11 protein-coding genes are annotated in these 15,479 nt (G+C 67.7%); 7 read left to right on the forward strand and 4 right to left on the reverse strand.

Annotation, left to right across the window (positions count from 1 at the left end):
• Positions 1–52: 52 nt before the first annotated feature.
• Together BLT03_RS09265 and BLT03_RS09270 are read right to left on the reverse strand one after the other, a co-directional pair.
• Positions 53–1,774, reverse strand: coding sequence for an MFS transporter (locus BLT03_RS09265; protein ID WP_092742648.1), 1,722 nt, complete (start codon positions 1,772–1,774; stop codon positions 53–55).
• A gap of 152 nt (positions 1,775–1,926) precedes the next feature.
• Positions 1,927–2,421: an Lrp/AsnC family transcriptional regulator gene (locus BLT03_RS09270; RefSeq protein WP_092742649.1), complete on the reverse strand. Its 495-nt coding sequence runs from the start codon at positions 2,419–2,421 to the stop codon at positions 1,927–1,929.
• A 181-nt stretch (positions 2,422–2,602) separates the two neighbouring features.
• On the opposite strand from BLT03_RS09270, the gene BLT03_RS09275 reads away from it, so the two are divergent.
• The 5 genes from BLT03_RS09275 (at position 2,603) to BLT03_RS09295 (ending at position 12,161) form a co-directional block, all read left to right on the forward strand.
• Positions 2,603–6,172: an indolepyruvate ferredoxin oxidoreductase family protein gene (locus tag BLT03_RS09275; protein ID WP_092742650.1), complete on the forward strand. Its 3,570-nt coding sequence runs from the start codon at positions 2,603–2,605 to the stop codon at positions 6,170–6,172.
• 329 nt (positions 6,173–6,501) lie between these two features.
• Positions 6,502–6,837, forward strand: a complete 336-nt coding sequence (gene yajC, locus BLT03_RS09280; RefSeq protein ID WP_092742652.1) for a preprotein translocase subunit YajC — start codon at positions 6,502–6,504, stop codon at positions 6,835–6,837.
• An 83-nt stretch (positions 6,838–6,920) separates the two neighbouring features.
• Positions 6,921–8,813, forward strand: a complete 1,893-nt coding sequence (gene secD / locus BLT03_RS09285; protein ID WP_092742654.1) for a protein translocase subunit SecD — start codon at positions 6,921–6,923, stop codon at positions 8,811–8,813.
• Positions 8,814–8,825: 12 nt separating this feature from the next.
• Positions 8,826–9,779, forward strand: a complete 954-nt coding sequence (gene secF, locus BLT03_RS09290) for a protein translocase subunit SecF (RefSeq protein ID WP_092742656.1) — start codon at positions 8,826–8,828, stop codon at positions 9,777–9,779.
• A gap of 36 nt (positions 9,780–9,815) precedes the next feature.
• Positions 9,816–12,161, forward strand: coding sequence for a DUF1631 family protein (locus tag BLT03_RS09295; protein ID WP_092742658.1), 2,346 nt, complete (start codon positions 9,816–9,818; stop codon positions 12,159–12,161).
• Positions 12,162–12,254: 93 nt separating this feature from the next.
• On the opposite strand, the gene recX is transcribed toward BLT03_RS09295, so the two are convergent.
• Both recX and recA read right to left on the reverse strand, forming a co-directional pair.
• Positions 12,255–12,722 (reverse strand): recombination regulator RecX, encoded by a 468-nt coding sequence (recX, locus tag BLT03_RS09300; protein ID WP_092742660.1) that lies wholly within the window; start codon positions 12,720–12,722, stop codon positions 12,255–12,257.
• 79 nt (positions 12,723–12,801) lie between these two features.
• Positions 12,802–13,917: a recombinase RecA gene (gene recA, locus BLT03_RS09305; RefSeq protein ID WP_092742662.1), complete on the reverse strand. Its 1,116-nt coding sequence runs from the start codon at positions 13,915–13,917 to the stop codon at positions 12,802–12,804.
• 140 nt (positions 13,918–14,057) lie between these two features.
• On the opposite strand from recA, the gene BLT03_RS09310 reads away from it, so the two are divergent.
• Together BLT03_RS09310 and BLT03_RS09315 are read left to right on the forward strand one after the other, a co-directional pair.
• A complete protein-coding gene (locus BLT03_RS09310; protein ID WP_092742664.1) occupies positions 14,058–14,606 on the forward strand; it encodes a MarR family winged helix-turn-helix transcriptional regulator in 549 nt (182 codons plus the stop codon).
• 136 nt (positions 14,607–14,742) lie between these two features.
• Entirely contained in the window at positions 14,743–15,417 is a 675-nt protein-coding gene (locus BLT03_RS09315) for a response regulator (RefSeq protein ID WP_092742666.1), read from the forward strand.
• Positions 15,418–15,479: the final 62 nt, after the last annotated feature.

A 15,479-nucleotide genomic window follows, 5' to 3' on the forward strand; every position in this document is an offset into this window, starting at 1 on the left:
CGGCAACGGCTTGCGCGCCGAAGCCCTTTCACGGTGTGCGAACCGATCCGCTTCAGCGCTCGAGCTCGACCAGGTAGCGCGACACCACCGGCGGCGCCTCGCCCGTGTGGAAGGCCAGCTTGCGGTCGCGCAGCGCCACGTCGGAGGCGGTGACGCGGTCGAAGCGGCGCAGGTGCTCGGTCCACGATTCGTCCACGATGCGCTCCACATAGCGCGAGGGGTCGGCGATGTCGTGCTGCAGCTGCCAGTCGAGGGCGCCCTGGCGCAGGCGGCTGCGGCGGCTTTCCTGCATCAGCGCGCGAAATTCGGCGGCCCGCGCGGGGTCGATGTGGTACTCGATGGTGACCACCACATGGCCGCGTTCGGGCGTGGTGGGCGCGACCGGCAGCTTGAAGGCGGTCGAGGGGCTCAGGTCTTCTTCCATGGTGCGGTCCACCACCCAGCGCTGCACCAGGGCCATGGCGACGGTGCCGGTGAGCGCGGCCAGCGCCAGGCTCATGTGCACGGTGGTCAGCGAGGCCACCTGGCCCCACAGGGCCGCGCCCGCCGCGGTGGCGCCCATGATGGCCATCTGGTAGATCGACATGCCGCGTGCGCGCACCCAGTTGGGCAGCGCGAGCTGGGCCGACACGCTGAGCGAATTGGCCGTGGTGATCCACGCCATGCCGCCCAGCACCATGGCGGGCACGGCCACGTACACGTTGGGCGCGATGGCGATCACGGCCGTGGAGGCAGCCTGGAGCAGCGCCCCGCGCGACACCAGCGTGTCGCGCGACATGGCCTGGCGCAGGCGCGGCAGGAACAGCGCGGCCGCGATGGCCCCGGCGCCCATCGAGGCCAGCAGCAGGGTGAAGGTGCCGGCGCCGCCGCCTTCCAGGTCGCGGGCCACCAGGGGCAGCAGCGCCAGCAGCGCGGTGGCGTGCAGGAAGAAGACCGAGATGCGCCACAGCACGGCGCGCATGCGGGGCGACTCGCGCACGAACTGCACGCCCACGCGCATGGCGCTCGTCAGCCGCTCGCGCCCCAGCGGGCTGGGCACGTGCGTGCGGCGCCAGCGCATGATGGTGAAGCCCGCCACCACCGACAGCAGCGCGTTGAGCACGAACACCCAGGCGCTGCCCACGCTGGCGATGATGGCGCCGGCCAGCAGCGGCCCGATGATGCGCGAGGCGTTCATGGCCACGCCATTGAGCGCCAGCGCCGCCGGCAGCTGCTGGCGGCTGACCAGCTCCGGCACGATGGCGGCGAACACCGGCCAGCGCATCGCCAGGCCGATGCCGTTGGCGAAGGTCAGCGCGAGCAGCAGCGGCGCCGTCATGCCGCCCATCAGGATGGCCACGCACAGCACCAGCGCCACCACGGCCACCCAGAACTGCGTGGCGATGAAGTAGCGGCGCCGGTCCAGGATGTCGGCCAGCGCGCCGCTGGGCAGGCCCAGCAGGAACACGGGCAGGGTGGAGGCCGTCTGCACCAGCGCCACCAGCACGGGCGAGCTGGTGAGCGTGGTCATGAGCCACGCGGCCGCCACGTCGTTCATCCACATGCAGGTGTTGGCGGCCAGCCAGGTGAGCCAGAGCATGCGGAACACGGGCACCTGCAGCGGCGCGAACGGCGAGAGGCTGGCGCGCCGGGCGGCGTCCTGGTCCAGCTGCGCGGCGGCAGCGGCCTCGGCGGTTTGCGCCTGGCCCGCGGCGGCGGTGGCCGGGGGACTGTCGTCCAGGGGCGGGAACGGGGTGGGGCGGGGCGGTCTCTCGTGGGGCGGCAAAGGGGGCATAGATGGTCTCGATTGTGCGCAGTGCGGGCGTTTTGTGCCCGGCGAGGCGCCGACGTCCCGGATGGCGGCGCGGAAAAGCGAGCAGACGGGCTTGAAGCCAAAAAGGCCTCCAGCGCAATAACCACTAGGGCATGTTGCTATTAAATTTGTAGCTACTTGCTGTTCTTGCCCAGGGGCCCCAGGTGCGCCAGCGGCAGGGCGCCGCTGGCCTTGACCTCGCCCAGCGAGAAGCTGGTGTGCATGTCCTTCACGTTCGGCAGGTTCAGCAGCACGTTGCGGGCGAAGTGCGAGAAGCTGTCCAGGTCGCGCGCCACCACCTGCAGCTCGAACGTGCCGGTGCCGCTGATGTAGTGGCAGGCCACCACCTCCGGAATCTGGGCGATGGCGGCTTCCATCTCGCGGGTGAGGCCCCCGGTGCTGCGGTCGGCATCCAGCCGCACGAAGGCCAGCACGCCCAGCCCGATCTTGTGGCGGTCGATCTCGGCGTGGTAGCCCTTGATGAAGCCCGACTCCTCCAGCGCGCGCACGCGGCGCCAGCACGGCGCGGCCGACAGGCCCACCCGCTGGGCCAGCTCGGCATTGGTCAGCCGGGCGTCGGCCTGCAGCTCGCCGAGGATCGCCAGGTCGAATTTGTCCAAAGTATTCATTGCATGATTATTTTGCGAAAGATCCTTTCTAAAACGAGGGTAAACACGGCATGAAAACGAAAGGACATATCCGGCCGTCCTGCCTACACTGCCCTGACAAGGCGGTGCGTCCCAGCCCAGGGCACCCGCTGAAACCGCGCTCACGAGGCGACGGCCAACGACCCCACTGGAGATTCCCCCGATGAACGCCCCCTTGCCCGAGCACATCCGCCGCGCGATTGAAACGGTCTCGCTTGATGACAAATACGCCCTGCCGGAGGGCCGTGCCTTCATGAGCGGTGTGCAGGCCCTGGTGCGCCTGCCCATGCTGCAGCGCCAGCGCGATGCCATCGCGGGCCTGAACACCGCCGGCTTCATCAGCGGCTACCGCGGCAGCCCGCTCGGCACCTACGACCAGGCGCTGTGGTCGGCCAAGAAGCATCTGGCCCAGAACCACATCGTGTTCCAGCCCGGCGTGAACGAAGAGCTGGGCGCGACGGCCGTGTGGGGCACGCAGCAGCTCGACCTGTACCCGCAGACCAAGAAGTACGACGGCGTCTTCGGCATCTGGTACGGCAAGGGCCCCGGCGTGGACCGCTGCTCGGACGTTTTCAAGCACGCCAACATGGCGGGCACTTCCAGGCACGGCGGCGTGATCGCCATCGCGGGCGACGACCACATCAGCAAGAGCAGCACCGCGCCCCACCAGAGCGACCACATCTTCAAGGCCTGCGGCCTGCCGGTGTTCTTTCCCAGCAGCGTGCAGGACATCCTGGACATGGGCCTGCACGCCTTCGCCATGAGCCGTTTCTCCGGCGTGTGGTCGGGCATGAAGACCATCCAGGAAGTGGTGGAGTCGTCCGGCAGCATCTCGGTGGACCCCGACCGCGTGAAGATTGTGCTGCCCGAGGATTTCGCCATGCCGCCCGGCGGCCTGCACATCCGCTGGCCCGACGCGCCCCTGGAACAGGAGGCGCGGCTCATGGACTACAAGTGGTACGCCGCGCTGGCGTACATCCGCGCCAACAAGCTCAACTACAACGTGATCGAGGGCCCGCACGACCGGTTCGGCATCATCGCCAGCGGCAAGGCCTACAACGACACGCGCCAGGCGCTCATCGACCTGGGGCTGGAAGACGAAGTCTGCCGCCAGCTGGGCATCCGCCTGCACAAGGTGAACGTGGTGTGGCCGCTGGAGGCCACCATCACGCGCGACTTCGCCCAAGGGCTGCAGGAGATCCTGGTGGTGGAGGAAAAGCGCCAGGTCATCGAATACCAGATCAAGGAAGAGCTCTACAACTGGCGCGCCGACGTTCGTCCCAACGTGCTGGGCAAGTTCGACGAAGTGCCGGGCGACAACTCCGGCGGCGAATGGAGCATGCCCAACCCCAGCCAGAACTGGCTGCTGCGCCCCAAGGCCGACCTGACGCCCGCGATCATCGCGCGCGCCATCGCCAAGCGGCTCAAGAAGCTGGGCGTGCCGGACGACATCGTGGCCCGCATGGACGCGCGCCTGTCGGTGATCGATGCGCGTGAACGGGGCCTGGCCGAATCCAAGGTCGACACGGGCGACCGCACGCCGTGGTTCTGCAGCGGCTGCCCGCACAACACCAGCACCCGCGTGCCCGAAGGCTCGCGCGCGGTGGCCGGCATCGGCTGCCACTACATGGTCAACTGGATGCCCGACCGCAACACGTCCACCTTCACGCAGATGGGCGGCGAGGGCGTAACGTGGGTGGGCCAGCAGCCCTTCACCACCGAAAAGCACGTGTTCGCCAACCTGGGCGACGGCACCTACTTCCACAGCGGCCTGCTGGCCATCCGCCAGAGCATCGCGGCGGGCACCAACATCACCTACAAGGTGCTCTACAACGACGCCGTGGCCATGACCGGTGGCCAGCAGGTGGGCGAGCGGCCCGAGGGCCATTCGGTGCTGCAGATCATGGCCAGCCTGAAGGCCGAGGGCATCGCCAAGCTGGTGATCGTGACCGACGAGCCCGCCAAGTACGACGGCGTGGCGCTGGCCGATGGCGTCACGGTGCACCACCGCGACGAGCTGGACAAGATCCAGCGCGAGTTCCGCGAGATCGCCGGCTGCACGGCCATCATCTACGACCAGACCTGCGCCACCGAAAAGCGCCGGCGCAGGAAGCGCGGCACCATGCCCACGCCCACCAAGACCGTGGTCATCAACGAGCTGGTGTGCGAGGGCTGCGGCGATTGCTCGGTGCAATCGAACTGCCTGTCGGTCGAGCCGCTGGAGACTGAATTCGGCCGCAAGCGCCGCATCAACCAGAGCACCTGCAACAAGGATTACTCGTGCGTGAAGGGCTTCTGCCCGAGCTTCGTCACCGTCGAAGGCGGCACGCTGAAGAAGCCCAAGAAGGAAAAGAAGGGCGACCTGTCGGCGATGCCGCCCATCCCCGAGCCGGTGCTGCCGGTGGCGGAAAGCGCCTGGGGCATCGTCGTGGCCGGCGTGGGCGGCACGGGGGTGATCACCATCGGCTCGCTGCTGGGCATGGCCGCGCACCTGGAAGGCAAGGGCGTCGTCACGCAGGACGCGGCAGGCCTGGCGCAAAAGGGCGGCGCGACCTGGAGCCACATCCAGATCGCCAACCGGCCCGATGCCATCTACACCACCAAGGTGGACACGGCCAAGGCCGACCTCGTCATCGGCTGCGACTCCATCGTCGCGTCCCACAAGACCACCATGGCCGTGATGCAGCCGGGCCGCACCTTCGTGGCGCTCAACACCCACCGCTCGCCCACCGCGTCGTTCGTGCACGACCCCGACTGGCAGTTTCCCGGCGGCGACTGCGACACGGCCATCGCCTCCGCCGTGGGCAGCGAACTGCTGGCCAGCTTCGACGCCGAAGAGGTCGCCATGCAGATGCTGGGCGACAGCATCTACACCAACCCGCTGATGCTCGGCTACGCCTGGCAAAAGGGCCGCGTGCCGCTGTCGCACGCCGCGCTCATGCGCGCCATGGAGCTGAACGGCGTGCAGGTGGACAACAACAAGGCCGCCTTCGAATGGGGCCGCCGCTGCGCCCATGACATGGCGGCCGTGCAGGCCCTGTTCAAGGCCGCGCAGGTGATCCAGTTCGTGAAGAAGCCGGGCCTGGCCGAACTGGTGGCCAAGCGCGAGCAGTTCCTCACGGGCTACCAGAACGCGGCCTACGCGGCCGAGTACAAGGCCTTCGTGGAGAAGGTGCAGGCGGCCGAGTCGCGCGTGGCCAAGGGCACGCGCCTGTCCGAGGCCGTGGCCCGCTACCTGTTCAAGCTCATGGCGTACAAGGACGAGTACGAGGTGGCGCGCCTGCACACCGACGCGGCCTTCACCGCCAAGATCGAAGGCATGTTCGAGGGCGACTACAAGCTGGTGCACCACCTGGCGCCCCCGATGACCGCCCGCAAGAACGACAAGGGCGAGCTGCTCAAGCAGCCGTTCGGCCCTTGGATGCGCAAGGCCTTCGGCGTGCTCGCCAAGCTCAAGGGCCTGCGCGGCACCGCGCTCGATCCGTTCGGCCGCACCGAAGAGCGCCGCACCGAGCGCGCGCTGATCGCCGAGTACCGCGCCTGCATCGACGAACTGCTGGCCGGCCTGACCGCCGAGAACCTGCCGCTGGCCGCCGACATCGCGCGCATTCCCGAAGACATTCGCGGCTACGGCCACGTGAAGGAACGCCACCTGAAGGCCGCCCGCGCCAAGTGGGCGGGCCTGATGGAGCAGTGGCGCCATCCGCAGCCCGCGATGCGCCAGACGGCCTGAGCGGTGGGGCGGCGGGAAGGGAAGGCGGCGGACTGGGCGCGCAAGCGCTGAAAGCCCCGCTTTTCACCCCGGGCGGCCAGAAATGGCTTTGCTATTAAAAATATAGCTATGTGCCCTGGTGAATATTGCGCTGAGCGGTGATTTCATGCTCCATCGAAGGCCGGCCTCTGTGCCGGCCTTGCCACGCCAAGACCCCCGGGGGCGCGGGTTTTGGCATGGGCTTTGCCAGGGGGCGCCGCATACAATCGCCTGTTGCCCTCCCGGCTGGCGCTGCTGTGCCGTGGGCGGGTACTTGAAAACGACCATCCATCCGAACGGAGCCTGTTGCCGTGTTTATCTCTTCCGCTTTCGCCCAGACCGCCCCTGCCGCCGCTACCGGTGGCACGGACATCATGTCCTCCCTGACGGGCATGCTCCCGCTGGTGCTGATGTTCGTGGTGCTGTACTTCGTCATGATCCGCCCCCAGATGAAGCGCCAGAAAGAGCATCGCAACATGATCGAAGCCATCGCCAAGGGCGATGAAGTCGCCACCGCCGGCGGCATCGTCGGCAAGGTCACGCGACTGTCCGAAGGTTTCCTGCACATCGAGATCGCCTCCGGCGTCGAAGTGCAGATCCAGCGCAGCGCCGTGGCGCAGGTCCTGCCCAAGGGCACGGTCAAGTAAGTCAACGCAATGGCGCGAGCCGTTCCGATCTGGCGGCCGGCCCTGCGGGCCTGCGCCGCGACCTGAGAGTTAAGAGCGCGATCATGAACCGTTACCCGGTCTGGAAGTACGCGATCCTCGTGATCGCGCTGCTGGTGGGGGCCCTGTACACCCTGCCCAATTTCTTTGGCGAGGCCCCTGCGGTGCAGGTGTCGTCCGCCAAGGCGACGTTGAAGGTCGATGCCGCCGTGCAGCGCCGCGTCGAAGAAGCCCTGAAGGCGGCGGGCGTCGTGCCCGACACCGTGAGCTTCGACGGCAACTCGGTGCGCGCGCGCTTCGACTCCCCCGACAACCAGCTCAAGGCCAAGGATGCGATCCAGAAGGCCCTGGTGCCCGATCCGGCCGACCCGCCGTACATCGTGGCGCTGAACCTGGTGTCGCGCTCGCCCGAGTGGCTCACCGCGCTGCACGCGCGCCCCATGTACCTGGGCCTGGACCTGCGCGGCGGCGTGCACTTCATGCTGCAGGTGGACATGCAGGCGGCCCTCACCAAGAAGGCCGAGTCGTTCGCCGGCGACCTGCGCACGCAGATGCGCGACAAGAACATCCGCCACGGCGGCATCAGCCGCGACGGCCAGGCGGTGGACATCCGCCTGCGCGACGAGGCCACGGCCACCGCCGCGCGCAACCTCATCACCGACCAGTTCCCCGACCTGGTGGCCACCAGCAGCCCCGACGGCCAGGGCGTGCGCGTGCGCGCCACCATCAAGCCCGAGGCGCTGCGCAAGGTGCAGGACCAGGCGCTCAAGCAGAACATGACCACGCTGCACAACCGGATCAACGAACTCGGCGTGGCCGAGCCCGTGATCCAGCAGCAGGGCCTGGACCGCATCGTGGTGCAGCTGCCCGGCGTGCAAGACACGGCCAAGGCCAAGGACATCCTGGGCCGCACCGCCACGCTGGAAGTGCGCATGGTCGATGAAAGCGCCGAGGCGCGCTCGGCCGAGCTCGGCTCCGGCCCTGTGCCGTTCGGCGACGAAAAGTACCTGGACCGCAACGGCCAGGCCATCATCGTCAAGAAGCAGGTCATCCTCACGGGCGAGAACCTGACCGATGCGCAGCCCGGCTTCGACGGCCAGACGCAGGAGCCCACGGTCAACCTCACGCTGGACGCCAAGGGCGCGCGCCTGTTCAAGGACATCACTCGCGAGAACGTGGGCAAGCGCATGGCCATCGTCCTGTTCGAAAAGGGCAAGGGCGAAGTGGTCACGGCCCCCGTGATCCGCAGCGAAATCAGCGGCGGCCGCGTGCAGATCTCCGGCCGCATGACCACGGCCGAGGCCAACGACACGTCGCTGCTGCTGCGCGCCGGTTCGCTGGCCGCGCCGATGGAAATCATCGAGGAATACACCATCGGCCCGAGCCTGGGTGCCGACAACATCGAACGCGGCATCCACAGCGTGGTCTGGGGCATGGTCGCGATCGCCGCCTTCATGTGCGTGTACTACGCGCTGTTCGGCGTCTTCTCCACCGTGGCGCTGTCCGTGAACGTGCTCATGCTGCTGGCCATCCTGTCCATGCTGCAGGCCACTCTCACGCTGCCCGGCATCGCCGCCATGGCGCTGGCGCTGGGCGTCGCCATCGACTCCAACGTGCTGATCAACGAGCGCATCCGCGAGGAACTGCGTGCCGGCGTTTCGCCACAGGCGGCCATCCACACGGGCTACGAGCGCGCCTGGGCGACGATTCTCGATTCGAACGTCACCACGCTGATCGCCGGCCTGGCGCTGCTCGCCTTCGGCTCCGGCCCGGTGCGCGGCTTCGCCGTGGTGCACTGCATCGGCATCCTGACCAGCATGTTCTCGGCCGTGTTCTTCTCGCGCGGCCTGGTCAACCTCTGGTATGGCCGCAAGAAAAAGCTCAAGAGCGTGTCCATCGGCCAGGTGTGGAGGCCCGAGCCCGACAGCACCACGACCGCCGTGGTCAAGTCCAACTAAAGGAGACGGGCCATGGAATTTTTCCGCATCCGAAAAGACATCCCCTTCATGAAGCACGCGTTGATCTTCAACGCGATTTCCTTCCTGACCTTCGCGCTGGCCGTGTTCTTCCTGCTCACCCGCGGGTTGCATCTGTCGGTGGAGTTCACGGGCGGCACGGTCATGGAAGTGGCCTACAGCCAGCCGGCCGAGCTCGGCAAGGTGCGCGAAAGCGTCGCCGCCCTGGGCTACCCCGACGTGCAGGTGCAGAACTTCGGCACCGCGCGCGACGTGATGATCCGCCTGCCCGTGCAAAAGGGCGTGACCTCCGCGCAGCAGAGCGACCAGGTCCTGGGCGCGCTCAAGGCCGCCGATCCGGGCGTGACCCTGCGCCGCACCGAGTTCGTGGGCCCGCAGGTGGGCGAGGAACTGGTGCACGGCGGGCTCATGGCGCTGGCCATGGTGGTGATCGGCATCGTCGTGTACCTGGCGTTCCGATTCGAATGGAAGTTCGGTGTCGCCGCCATCATCGCCAACCTGCACGACGTGGTGATCATCCTGGGCTTCTTCGCGTTCTTCCAGTGGGAGTTCTCGCTGTCGGTGCTGGCCGCCGTGCTGGCCGTGCTGGGTTACTCGGTGAACGAATCGGTCGTGATCTTCGACCGGATCCGCGAGGCCTTCCGCAAGTACCGCAAGATGACCACACACGAGGTCATCGACCACGCGATCACGAGCACCATGAGCCGCACGATCATCACCCACGCCTCCACCGAGGCGATGGTGCTGTCGATGTTCTTCTTCGGCGGCCCCAGCCTGCATTACTTCGCGCTGGCGCTGACCATCGGCATTCTGTTCGGCATCTATTCGTCGGTGTTCGTGGCCGCCGCCATCGCCATGTGGCTGGGCGTCAAGCGCGAAGACCTGATCAAGGCGCCGCCCAAGAAGGACGGCGACCCGAACGATCCGAACGCCGGCGCCGCCGTCTGACCGGGAACGCCGCGGGCGCCCCATAATCGACGGCGTATGGAAGCAACCCGTCCTCCCCCTGCTGCCGCCCCGCGGCGCCTGGCCCGTCTGGCCCGGCAGCGGTTCGTGGAGGGCCTGGAGGCCGGATTGCCCGGGCTGGACAAGGAACTGTTCGACTTCCTGACCCAGCTCATGGGCCTGACCGCCACGCAGCGCGAAATGCAGACGCGCCGCGACCTGTGGACGCGCTACCAGCAGCGCCACAATGCCTGGATCGCCGGCTGCGGCCGCGCCCTCTCCGAAGCCCAGGCCCCCCTCGTCAGCACCACCCGCGGCGCATTGCCGACCGCAGGCGGGTTCGAGCTGCTGAGCGACGACGTGGTCGAGAACAAGATCATCGCCTCGCGCATGGCGCTCACGGTGATGGAGCACACGGGCAACGCCTTCGACACCCTGCGGCAGTTCACCCAGCACCTGGAAGGCCAGGAGCTGGACAGCCGCGACATCCTGCGGCCCGAAACGGTGTGCCTGCTGTTCGTCGACCAGTGGGTCGAAGCCGGCATGGAGCGCACCGACCTGCAGACCGTGGTCGATCCCCTGCAGCGCCAGCTGGGCGATCTGGTCCTGCGGCAGTACCAGGCCCTCAACGCCTTTTTCACCGACCAGGGCATCAAGCCGGACGGTGACCTGCGCTCCAAGGTGCGCCGCACCGCGGGCGGGCAGTCAGGGACTGGTGGCCTTTCGGGAGGCCCCGCTTCCCAGGCCCTGCAGCAATCGGCCCAGTCGTTCGCGCGCGATTCCGCCCAGTCCAGCATGCACGGCATGCCCTCGCAGGGCATGCCTGCGGGCAGCCGCATGGGCGGCCCCGGCACCGCCTTCGGCGCCGGCATGCAGGCTTTCATGACCCCCCTGGCCCGCGCGCGCCAGCGCGCCCAGGGCGTGATGGGCCAGTTGCGCCGCCTGCTCGTGCAGCCCGCGACCGGCTTCGACATGGTGAATGCGCCGCCGGCCTCCGCCGCGCTGGCCCAGGCCCTGTCGGCCCACCGGGTGCAGGCGCAGACGTATTACAGCGGCGTGGCCACGCTGGTCGAGGACTACAGCCCCGCCGCCGTGGTGCAGCTGGTGGGGACGGTGCGCGAGCGCTCGACCGAGTTCAAGGCCAAAGCGTCCACGCCCGGCGAAAAAGCCATCATCGAAGTGGTGGCCCTCATGTTCCAGAGCATCCTGAGCGAGGACCGCATTCCGCCCGCCGTGCGCGTGTGGTTCGCCCGGCTGCAGGTGCCGGTGCTGCGCGTGGCGCTGGCCGAGCCCGAATTCTTCAGCGATGTCGCCCACCCGGCGCGCCGCCTCATCGACCGCCTGGGCGGCGTGGTGATGGGCTTCGATGCCACCGCCATCAACGGCAGCGCCCTGGAGGGCGAAATCCGCCGCGTGGTGCAGGTGATCGAGCAATACCCCGAGACCGGGCAGCGCGTGTTCCAGCTCGTCTATGACGAGTTCGAAAAATTCCTCGCCAAGTTCCTCACGGCCAAGCAGGCCACATCCAAGCTCGTCACCGTGGCGCAGCAGGTCGAGCAGCGCGAGACGCTGGCGATCCAGTACACGATCGAGCTGCGCACCATGCTGCGGGACATGCCGGTGCGCGATGAGATCCGCGAGTTCCTCTTCAAAACGTGGGCCGAGGTGCTGGCCATGTCCGCCGTGCGCGACGGTGCCCAGCACCCGGACACCATCGCGCTCAAGCGCACCGCGGCCGACCTCGTCTGGGCCGCCAGCGCCAAGCCGCACCGTGCCGACCGGGCCAAGGTCATCCAGAGCCTGCCGCCATTGCTGCAGCACCTGCGCCAGGGGCTGGCGCTGCTCGGCGTGGTCGGGCCCGTGCAGGACGCACAGGTGAAGGTGCTGACCGATACGCTGGCCGATGCCTTCCTGTCCAAGACGGCGTCCATTCCGCAGGCCCACATCGATGCGATGGCGCGGCGGCTGGCCAATCTGGAGGACTACATCAGCGATGCGACGCTGGGCGAAATGCCGCTCAATGCCGACAACATCGAACTGATGCTGGGCATCGATGCCTCGTCCATCCATGTGATCGCCGACAACGGCGCGCCCGTGGAGCCGGCCATGGTGGCCTGGGCGCAGGAACTGCAGCCCGGCGCCTGGTTCACGCTGGACCACAACGGCGCCTCGGCGCAGGTCCAATACGTCTGGCAGAGCCAGCGCAAGCAACTGCACCTGTTCGCTGCGCCGGACGGCAGCAGCTACCTGCTGCAGTTGAAGCGGCTGGGGGCGTACCTGCAGTCCGGCCTGCTGGTGGCCCAGGAAGAAGAAGCGCTCACGCTGCGGGCCACGCGCGATGCGCTGGCCAAGATCGACGCCAACCCCGAGCGCCTGCTGGACTGACGCCTGCGCGCCTGCAGTCCCGCCGACGGGCCTGCAGCGCGATCTGCGGATGCACGGACTGCCTGCTATCTGCTGTCTGCGAGCAGTGGCCGCTCAACCGTCTCTATCCTCGCTGTCGTCGCCACCGCCCCGCACCACGCGGCGCACCACGTCGCCCGCGAAACCCCGCGCTGCCATGAAGCGCATCTGCCGGGCGCGCTCCTGCGGCGTTTCGCCGGGCGTGCCGAAGCGCTGGCGCCATACGGCCTGCGCGCGCTCCAGTTCGGTGGCGCGAAGGCGCTCCGCGGTGGCGCGCACCAGCGCATCGTCCAGGCCCTTGCCGCGCAGTTCCTGCACCACGCGCTGCGTTCCCAGGCGGGCGGCGCGGCGGTTGACCACCGAGTCGGCCACGCGCTGCGCGCTGATGAAATCCTTGGCCTGCAGGTCGTCCAGCACGGCGTTCAGGTCATCGCCCTCCTGCACGTGGCGCTTCAGCTTGGTGGCGAGTTCGGCGCGGGAGTGCTCGCGCTGCGCCAGCAGGCGCAGGGCCCGGCCCTTGAGCGATAAGGTCGCGAATCCCATGGTGCTATAAAAATAAAAGCATCCAGCGCTTGCCAATCAAGCGCTGGATGCTGGTTCCGCTGTCAATCAGCAGGTTGGATTACTTCTCGGCCGCGTCCTTGGCCGTGTCCTTGCCCGTTTCCTTGCCCGATGTGGCCGCGGGTGCTTCGATGGCGGCCGGCAGCAGGGCGATGCCCAGGCTGTCGCGCACCTTGTTCTCGATCTCGCGGGCCAGATCGGCGTTCTCGCGCAGGAATTCGCGGGCGTTGTCGCGGCCCTGGCCGATCTTCTCGCCGTTGTAGGCGTACCAGGCGCCGGACTTCTCGACGATCTTGGCGTTCACCCCCATGTCGATGATCTCGCCCTCGCGGCTGATGCCCTCGCCGAACAGGATGTCGAACTCGGCCGTCTTGAAGGGCGGGCTCACCTTGTTCTTCACCACCTTGACCTTGGTTTCGTTGCCGATGGCTTCGTCGCCCTTCTTGATGGTGCCGGTGCGGCGGATGTCCAGGCGCACCGAGGCGTAGAACTTGAGCGCGTTACCGCCGGTGGTGGTTTCGGGGCTGCCGAACATCACGCCGATCTTCATGCGGATCTGGTTGATGAAGATGACCATGCAGTTGGTCTTCTTGATCGTGGCGGTGAGCTTGCGCAGCGCCTGGCTCATCAGGCGGGCCTGCAGGCCGGGCAGGGAGTCGCCCATTTCGCCTTCGATTTCGGCCTTGGGGGTGAGCGCGGCCACCGAGTCGATCACGATCAGGTCCACGGCACCGGAACGCACCAGGCTGTCCACGATTTCCAGGGCCTGTTCGCCGGTGTCGGGCTGGCTGATCAGCAAGTCGGACAGTTGCACGCCCAGCTTCTGGGCGTATTGCACGTCGAGCGCGTGCTCGGCATCGACGAAGGCGCACTGGCCGCCCTGCTTTTGCATCTCGGCGATGACCTGCAGCGTGAGCGTGGTCTTGCCGGACGATTCCGGGCCGTAGATTTCAACGACACGGCCACGGGGCAGGCCGCCCACGCCCAGCGCGATGTCGAGGCCCAGCGAGCCGGTGGAGACGACCTGGATGTCTTCGATCACCTCGCCTTCGCCCAGGCGCATGATCGTGCCCTTGCCGAACTGCTTCTCGATCTGGGCCAGTGCGGCTTGCAGCGCCTTGGCTTTTTCAGTGTTGACGGGTTGTGCGGGATGGGTCCCTTTGACGGCGAAGTCCATGGAATATCCTTTTAGAACAATGGGTTGGGTAACCTTGGTCCAGCTGTTGGTAGTCACAGGCTGGATGCTTGAACAGTAGTTTATGCGAGCTGTCTTATCGAGTAAACGCTCTTTTAAGTCAGTTTCCCTGATAATGTGGCATGACCGAAAACTCGCCGCTTTCTTCTTCCGCATCCGAGTCCCTCCCGGTATCGACTGCCTCTCTCCCGCCCCTGGATGACGGCTGGCGCCAGACCCATCTGGGCCGTTTGCTGGGCCACGCCATGCGCCGATTCGATGCACGGGTGCTCGAACTCATGGCCCACGACGTGGAGGTGCCGCTGGCGCTGTCCAACCTGGCCGCGCGCGACCAGGTCAGCGCGGCGCACGTCCACATCACGCGCCACCTCTCGCTGGACGGCGACCGGCTGACCGATCTGGCGCAGCGGGCGGGGATGACCAAGCAGTCCATGGCCGACCTCGTGGACCAGTGCGCCGCCTGGGGCCTTGTCACTCGCGAGCCCGACCCGCGCGATGCCCGGGCGCGCCTCGTGCGCTTCACCCCGGCCGGCCTCGCGTGGCTGCAGGCGTTTCGCGATGCCGTGGCGCAGGCCGAGGCCGAGTTCCGCGCCGAGGTGGGGGCCGAGGTCGCGACCGTGGTGGCCATCGGCCTGGAGGCCTATGCCGGCGGCGACGGCCTGCCGGGGTAGCGGGGCGGACGAAAAAAGCGCGCGCCGACAGGTCGTCCGATGCGGGAAGATGCGGGCTCCGCCGGGGCAGGGCGCCCCCTAGAATCGTGTCCCAAGCGGCGACTGCGCCACCCGCCCCACCCAGGAGACACCCCCCATGCGCATTCTCATTGCCGAAGACGACCAGGTGCTGGCGGACGGGCTGCTGCGCACGCTGCGCGGCTCCGGCGCGGCGGTCGATCACGTGGCCTGCGGCAGCGAAGCCGATGCGGCCCTGATGACCAACAACGCCTTCGACCTGTTGATCCTGGACCTCGGCCTGCCGCGCGTGCACGGGCTGGAAGTGCTCAAACGTCTGCGCGGGCGCGGCTCGGCCCTGCCGGTGCTGATCCTCACCGCCGCCGACAGCGTGGAAGAGCGGGTGAAGGGCCTCGATTTCGGGGCCGACGATTACATGGCCAAGCCCTTCAGCCTACAGGAACTCGAAGCCCGGGTGCGCGCCCTCACGCGGCGCGGCATGGGCGGCACCAGCAGCGCCATCCGCCACGGTCCGCTGGTGTACGACCAGGCCGGCCGCATGGCCACCATCGACGGCAAGCTGGTGGAGCTGTCGGCGCGCGAACTGGGCCTGCTGGAGGTGCTGCTGCAGCGCGCCGGCCGCCTGGTGTCCAAGGAGCAACTGGTGGAGCGCCTGTGCGAGTGGGGCGAAGAGGTGAGCAACAACGCCATCGAGGTGTACATCCACCGCCTGCGCAAGAAGATCGAGCGCGGCCCGATCCGCATCGCCACCGTGCGCGGGCTGGGTTACTGCCTCGAGAAGATCGCGGCCTGATGCTATTAATTAAATAGCAAGGTGCCCTAGTGATGATTGCGCTGCAGGCCTTTTTGGCTTAA

The sequence above is a fragment of the Paracidovorax valerianellae genome (genome assembly GCF_900102625.1).
Lineage (GTDB): Bacteria > Pseudomonadota > Gammaproteobacteria > Burkholderiales > Burkholderiaceae_C > Paracidovorax > Paracidovorax valerianellae.

Coding starts and splice junctions, on each gene's coding strand:
- BLT03_RS09265 (WP_092742648.1), bottom strand. CDS start 1,774: ATGCCCCCTTTGCCGCCCCACGAGAGACCGCCCCGCCCCACCCCGTTC.
- BLT03_RS09270 (WP_092742649.1), bottom strand. CDS start 2,421: ATGAATACTTTGGACAAATTCGACCTGGCGATCCTCGGCGAGCTGCAG.
- BLT03_RS09275 (WP_092742650.1), top strand. CDS start 2,603: ATGAACGCCCCCTTGCCCGAGCACATCCGCCGCGCGATTGAAACGGTC.
- secD (WP_092742654.1), top strand. CDS start 6,921: ATGAACCGTTACCCGGTCTGGAAGTACGCGATCCTCGTGATCGCGCTG.
- secF (WP_092742656.1), top strand. CDS start 8,826: ATGGAATTTTTCCGCATCCGAAAAGACATCCCCTTCATGAAGCACGCG.
- BLT03_RS09295 (WP_092742658.1), top strand. CDS start 9,816: ATGGAAGCAACCCGTCCTCCCCCTGCTGCCGCCCCGCGGCGCCTGGCC.
- recX (WP_092742660.1), bottom strand. CDS start 12,722: ATGGGATTCGCGACCTTATCGCTCAAGGGCCGGGCCCTGCGCCTGCTG.
- recA (WP_092742662.1), bottom strand. CDS start 13,917: ATGGACTTCGCCGTCAAAGGGACCCATCCCGCACAACCCGTCAACACT.
- BLT03_RS09310 (WP_092742664.1), top strand. CDS start 14,058: ATGACCGAAAACTCGCCGCTTTCTTCTTCCGCATCCGAGTCCCTCCCG.
- BLT03_RS09315 (WP_092742666.1), top strand. CDS start 14,743: ATGCGCATTCTCATTGCCGAAGACGACCAGGTGCTGGCGGACGGGCTG.